General features: G+C 73.8%; 7 protein-coding genes. 3 read left to right on the forward strand and 4 right to left on the reverse strand.

Annotated elements, in window-relative coordinates; all coding sequences use genetic code 11:
* The 4 genes from KBA23_RS15315 to KBA23_RS15330 all read right to left on the reverse strand — a co-directional run.
* The coding region (locus tag KBA23_RS15315) for a type IIL restriction-modification enzyme MmeI (RefSeq protein WP_366935327.1) at positions 1 to 1,030 on the reverse strand (1,030 nt) is incomplete at its 3' end.
* Positions 1,031 to 1,299: 269 nt separating this feature from the next.
* Positions 1,300 to 1,848 carry a hypothetical protein gene (locus KBA23_RS15320; RefSeq protein WP_290742674.1) on the reverse strand — a complete coding sequence of 183 codons (549 nt, stop codon included), beginning with the start codon at positions 1,846 to 1,848 and terminating at the stop codon, positions 1,300 to 1,302.
* Position 1,849: 1 nt separating this feature from the next.
* Entirely contained in the window at positions 1,850 to 2,428 is a 579-nt protein-coding gene (locus KBA23_RS15325) for a hypothetical protein (protein WP_290742677.1), read from the reverse strand.
* An 11-nt stretch (positions 2,429 to 2,439) separates the two neighbouring features.
* The gene (locus KBA23_RS15330; protein WP_290742680.1) at positions 2,440 to 2,934 is read right to left on the reverse strand and encodes a flagellar basal body-associated FliL family protein; all 495 of its coding nucleotides are present in this window, start codon (positions 2,932 to 2,934) and stop codon (positions 2,440 to 2,442) included.
* Between the two features lie 188 nt (positions 2,935 to 3,122).
* Here KBA23_RS15330 and fliF point away from each other — a divergent pair, with 188 nt between their 5' ends.
* From fliF to KBA23_RS15345, 3 genes are read left to right on the forward strand one after another with little or no spacing between them, the layout of a single operon-like run.
* Positions 3,123 to 4,721 carry a flagellar basal-body MS-ring/collar protein FliF gene (gene fliF / locus KBA23_RS15335; protein ID WP_290742683.1) on the forward strand — a complete coding sequence of 533 codons (1,599 nt, stop codon included), beginning with the start codon at positions 3,123 to 3,125 and terminating at the stop codon, positions 4,719 to 4,721.
* Positions 4,718 to 5,311, forward strand: a complete 594-nt coding sequence (locus KBA23_RS15340; RefSeq protein ID WP_290742686.1) for a hypothetical protein — start codon at positions 4,718 to 4,720, stop codon at positions 5,309 to 5,311. The genes fliF and KBA23_RS15340 overlap by 4 nt, the downstream gene beginning before the upstream one ends.
* The gene (locus KBA23_RS15345; RefSeq protein WP_290742689.1) at positions 5,304 to 5,624 is read left to right on the forward strand and encodes a FliM/FliN family flagellar motor switch protein; all 321 of its coding nucleotides are present in this window, start codon (positions 5,304 to 5,306) and stop codon (positions 5,622 to 5,624) included. The genes KBA23_RS15340 and KBA23_RS15345 overlap by 8 nt, the downstream gene beginning before the upstream one ends.
* The last annotated feature ends 66 nt before the right edge of the window (positions 5,625 to 5,690 follow it).

The raw sequence follows: 5,690 nt of genomic DNA on the forward strand, positions 1-5,690 counted from the left end.
TCGCCGCCCGTCCGCGGGCCAGCGCCGCCTCGATCTCGCCGCGCGCCACGGCCCATTCGGCGAGCAGCGGCTCGACCACGACCGGGTTCACGATCTTCATGATCTTGTCGCGGTCGGTGTAGTGGGAGCCGAGCTGGCTGCGCTTGGCGGGATCGAGGCCGCGCTCGAACAGGGTGCCGAGGATCGAGGGGTCGATCTGGCTCCAGTCGAGCCGGGCGGCCTCGGTCAGGTCGGCGACGTCGGGCCGTTCGAGGGGCGGCGCGGCGTCGTCGTCGAAGAGGCCGCCGTTGAACCAGTCGACGCGGGTGAAGCCGACGGCGCCGCCGGAGCGCATCGCCGCGAACAGCAGGCCGGCGTTCGGGGCGAAGCTCGCGGGGTCGGCGCGGCTGGCGTCGAGCATCTTCTGGAAGAGCTTGTCGGGCAGCAGGCCCACGTCCTCGGCGAACATGCAGAAGACGAGGCGGTTGACGAAACGGGCGACGGCGGCGGCTTCGTGGCCGCGCTCGCGCAGGCGCTGGGCGAGGCCCGAGAACTTCGCCGCCGCCTCGGCGGTCAGCGCGTCGCGGGTCTTTTTCGGGCGCAGGCGCGCGGGGTCGGTGAAGACCGCGCGCAGCAGGTCGCGTTTCGCCCCGTCGAGCAGGTCGTCGAGCAGGAGGGTGTGGGTCTCCTGCACCGTGTTGGTGAAGTTGGTGCGGACGACGATGCGGTCGGTGTCGCAGGTGACGAGCAGCGGCGGGTTCTCGAGCGCCACCGCATAGTTCTGGAGCTGGCGATACGCCGCCTCCAGGTCCTTGTGGCGGCCCTTGTATTCCCAGCCGAAGCAGCCCTTGCGCCAGACGTCGGCCCAGCCCTCGCCGCCGGCGGTCTTGCTCGCGCCCTTCTCGAAGGTGAACCACTCTCCCGTCGGATCGGCCGCCACCGGATCGTCGAGCCCGAGGAGCGCGCAGAGGTCGTTGAAATGGGTCTGCGCGGTGGAGCGTTCCTTGAGGGCCACGGGGCGCCATTTTGCGACGAAGGCGGCAGGGGTCACGAAGCATCCTCGGCTACCGCGCCCGGGCGCGCTGTTCGCGGCGAAGTCTAGCGTCGGGCCGGTTCGCTCGTCCATGCCCGTTCCCTCCGCCGCGACGGCGCGGGCCGGGTCGCGGGCCGGCGACAGCGGGACGCGGCGGGGGTCATGCCGGCGGGCTCATGAAACGAACCGCGGACTTTTTTGGCCTCTGGCGCTTTTATCGTGCGTATTCAGGCAGTTAACATGCCTATCACGCGTGTTAGCCCCGTGTTGCGCCGGGTGAGATGGCGTCACTCCTTCGGCACCCGGGCGTTGCGGCTGGCGATGGTCAGGGTGATCGCATAGGCCTGTTCCGGCGCCATGCCGCTCAGGATGGCGGCGGCGGACTTGGGGTCGAGGCCGACGAGGAGGCCGGAGGCGAAGCTCACGTCCATGGTGCCGAAGATCTTCGCTGCGTCGGCCGGCTTCATCGCCTCGTAGACCGCGGTCATGCGGTCGATGTCGCGCTCGGCCGCCTTGTCGGCCATGGCGAGCGTGTCCTCGAGGTTCTTCTGCGCCGTCTCGAAGGCGGCGAGCTGCTCGGCGAGCTTGGCTTCGGCGACGTTCAGGGTCTGCTTGCGGTCGGCCATGCGCGCCTCCTCCGCGGCCAGCGCGGCCTCGCGGGCGCGGATCGCGGCGAGGAGGTCGTCGGCCTCCGCCGGCGCGGCGGCGCCGTCGGGGCTGTCGGCGCCCAGTTCCTCGGCGATGGCCGCGCCGCTCTCGGCGAGGCGGAGCGCCGCCGATCCGAGGAAGCACAGCACGATCAGCCCGACGCCGCCGATCGCGCGGCCGCCCGGCATGTCAGCGCTCCCCGCCCGCGGCCAGCGCGCTCAGGGCGGCGATCAGGTCGGCCTCGCTGCGGCTCGTGGGTTCGGCCGGGGCGCGCCGGCGCAGCATCCCGTCGAGCGCGAGCATCCGCCGCGGCTTCGGCACCGTGTCGGCCGGATCGCCGGCCGGGAGCGCATCGGCCTCCGGCTCCGCCGGCGCCGGCGAGACCAGCCGCGGCCCCGGCGCCTCGCGCCGGCGCGCGGCCAGCGGCGCGGGTGTCGCGTCCTCCGCCTCGGGCAGGGGCTCGGCGGCGTGCGCGGCGGCGGCCGGGCCGGCCTTCTCGACAGCGGCGAGGAGCAGTCGCAGCTGCGCCGCCGCGGCGTCGGCCCGGGCGGTGAGCTGGACGAGGTCGTGCCGCGTGTCGCGCGAGGCGGCCCGCGCCTCCTCGAGCGTGGCGCGGGCGAGTTCGATCTGGCGGGTCAGCGTGACGATCGCGCCGCCGAGCCCGCCGTCGAGCGACTTCAGCGCCCGCACCCGTCCGGCGAGGATCCAGCAGTAGAGCCCCGCGAACACCGTGCCGGCGATCAGGAGGCCGTCCATCATGACGTCCATGGGGCGCTCCGTCAGTTCAGGACGAACTCGGCGACGAGCAGGTCGCGGACCTTGCCCTCGCCGGCGACCACCTGCACCCGCCGCAGCATCTGCGCCCGGAGCCGTTGCAGCGCGGCGGGGTTCTCGAGGTCGCGCACATCGACGGCGCGGAGATAGGTGTTGAGCGCGTCGACCACGCGGGGCATCACCGAGGCGACCTCGGCCGCCTGGGCCGGTTCCACCTCGAGCTGGCCCGCGAAGCGCAGGTGCCGCGCCGAGGCGCCCGGCGGCAGCGAGATCATGATCGGCTCCATCGCGACGAAGGCGACCGAGCCGTCGCCCCCTGCCTTCTCCGCGCCATGCCCGCCGCCGGCGAGAAGGGCCGCAGGATCGACCATGCCGCTCCAGACCGCGTAGAACCCGCCGCCCCCGAGGGCGAGCGCGGCGACGAGCCCGATCGCGAGCCCGCCCTTGCCCTTCCTGCGGCCCTCGGGCGCGTCGACGACTGCGGGTGCGGCGTTGCTCATGTCTTCACTCGTATGCGGGGCACTTGCGCGTCGTTTACGCTTCCTTGTCCTAACCGAACCTTAACCGGCGCTTCCTCGCGTTTCCGGTCCGGCGAGGGCAGGGGACGGAAACCAATTCTTAAGCTTGTCGCCGCGAGTATCCGTCCGCCGGCGGTCCCCCTCGCGCCGGCCCGAACGAAGGCCCGCGCGTGCAGAACCTGAAGTCGCTCTGGGAGACCCTGCAACCGCGCCAGAGACTGATCGCGGCGCTGAGCGTCGTCGCCATGCTGGCGGCGATCTACGGCATCGCCCGCGTCGCCAGCGCGCCCTCGATGGAGCTGCTCTATTCCGGGCTCGACGCCGCGGCCGCGGGCGAGGTCGTCGCCGCGGTCGAGGCGCTCGACGTGCCCTACGAGGTGCGCGACACCGCCATCTTCGTCGACGGCGCGCGGCGCGACGAGATCCGGCTCGCGCTTGCCACCCAGGGCCTGCCGGCGGCGGGGCCGGCGGGCTATGAACTCCTCGACGGGCTCTCCGGGTTCGGCACGACGAGCCAGATGTTCGACGCCGCCTACTGGCGCGCCAAGGAGGGCGAGCTCGCCCGCACCATCGCCGCCGCGCCGAACGTCCGCGCCGCGCGCGTGCATCTCGCCAACCCCGTCGCCGCGCCGTTCGCCCGGACGCCGACCGGATCGGCCTCGGTGACGGTCACCATGGCGCGCGGCGGGCTCGATCAGGGCCAGGCGCGGGCGATCCGCTACCTCGTCTCCTCCGCGGTCGCCGGGCTGGGGCTCGACGCGGTCGCGGTGATCGACGCGGCCGCCGGCGTGGTGCTGGCCGGCGCCGAGAGCGGGCCGTTCCCGCCGGGCGTCAGCGATCCCGCCGACCGCTCGGAGACGCTCCGCGCCAACGTCCAGCGCCTGCTCGAGGCCCGGGTGGGGTCCGGGCGGGCCATCGTCGAGGTCAACGTCGACGCGGCGATGGACAGCGAGACCATCCGCGAGCGCCGGCTCGATCCCGAGGGGCGGGTCGCGATCTCGACCGACGTCGAGACCTCGCAGGAGAGCGCCCAGGGCGGCGCGTCGGGCGTCACCGTCGCCTCCAACCTGCCCGACGGCGACGTCGCGGGCTCGGGCGACCAGAGCAGCCGCAACTCGACGCAGAACCGCGAGCGCCAGAACTTCGAGGTTTCCGAGACCACGCGCGAGCGGGTGATCCTGCCGGGACAGGTCCGGCGCGTCTCCGTCGCGGTGATGGTCGACGGCGTGACCACGGCCGGGGCCGACGGCAAGCCGCAATGGGCGCCGCGCTCGCCGGAGGAGCTCGACGTGCTGCGAATGCTCGTCCAGTCTGCCGTCGGCTTCGACGCCGAGCGCGGCGACGTGGTGACGATCCAGACGTTGCAGTTCGCGGCGCTGTCCGATCAGGGTTCGCTCGTGGAGAACGCCGGGAGCGGCTGGCTCGCGGCGAACGGCGCGGGGCTCGCGCAGATGGGCGTGCTCGGCGCCATCGTGCTGGCGCTCATCCTCTTCGTGCTGCGCCCGATGATGGCCGGCCGCAGCCCGGCGGCGGCGATCGCCGAGCTGACCGGGCCGCGCGAGCTGCCGGCCGAGACCTTGCGCGCGCTCGGCGGTCCCGCGGCGCTGCCGCCGCCCGCCGGCGGCGAGTTCCTCGACATGCCGCCCGCGACGCTGACCAAGATCGACCGTCTTCGCGACGTGATCGCCAGCCGCGGCGAGGAGAGCGCGGCGGTGCTGCGCGCCTGGATCGAATCCCCCGAACCCCGGAAGGAGGCCCCGCAGCCATGAGCGCTTTCCGCTTGCAGATCTTCGAACCCGCCGGCGACCGGGGGCCCGCTCCAGGCGAGCGCGCGCTGGCGGAGGCCCGCGAGGAGGCCTGGCGGGCCGGCTTCCTCGCGGGTCAGGCCCAGGCGACGGAGGCCCATCTCGCCGAGCAGTCGCGGCTGACGAGCGAGTTCGTCGAGGCGCTGTGCGACGCGCGGCTGACCAACGAGGCGGCCCGCCGGCACGTCGCGGCGAGCCTCGCGCCCTTCGCCGGCGCGATCGTCGCGGCGCTGACGCCGGCGCTTGCCGAGGCCGGGCTGGCCGCCGAGGCCGTCGCGCGGGTGGAGCAGGCGCTGGCCGCCGCGCCGGAGGCGAAGCCGGTGCTGCGCTGCGCGCCCGAACTCGTGCCGGTCATCCGGGGCCTTCTGGCCGAGCGCGGGCTCGCCGCCACCGTCGAGGCCGCGCCGGAGCTGCTCCCGCGCGAGGCCGCGCTCCATTGGGATCAGGGCTACGACCGGATCGATCTCGACGCCTGCGCCGATGAGCTGCGCGCCTGCGTCGCGTCGCACGTGGACCCCGAGCCCGAGCAGATCGAGGAGCGCCGCTATGGATGACGGCGCCGAGGCCGGGGCCGGGAGCGGCGCCGCTGAGACGCCCGCCAGGCCCGGCGCCGCGCGCGTCGGGGCCTTTCTCGGCGTGCCGATCGAGGTGACGATCTCGGTCGGCAAGGCGCGGCCGCTGGTGAGCGAACTGGTGGAGTTGCGCCGCGACTCGGTGCTGACGCTCGACTCGACCATCGACGATCCGGTCGGGCTCTACATCGGCGATCGCCTGATCGCGCGGGGCGAGTTGCAGGAGCTTGGCGACGACACCGGGCGGCTCGGGGTGCGCCTGACTGAAGTGGCCGATTTCTCGAATGAACTCTGACCTCCCGCCCCGGCGCCCGGCCCTCGGCCTCGCGCTGGCGGCGGGGCTGTCGCTCCTTGTCTGGCC

The sequence above is a fragment of the Amaricoccus sp. genome (genome assembly GCF_017995835.1).
GTDB lineage: Bacteria > Pseudomonadota > Alphaproteobacteria > Rhodobacterales > Rhodobacteraceae > Amaricoccus.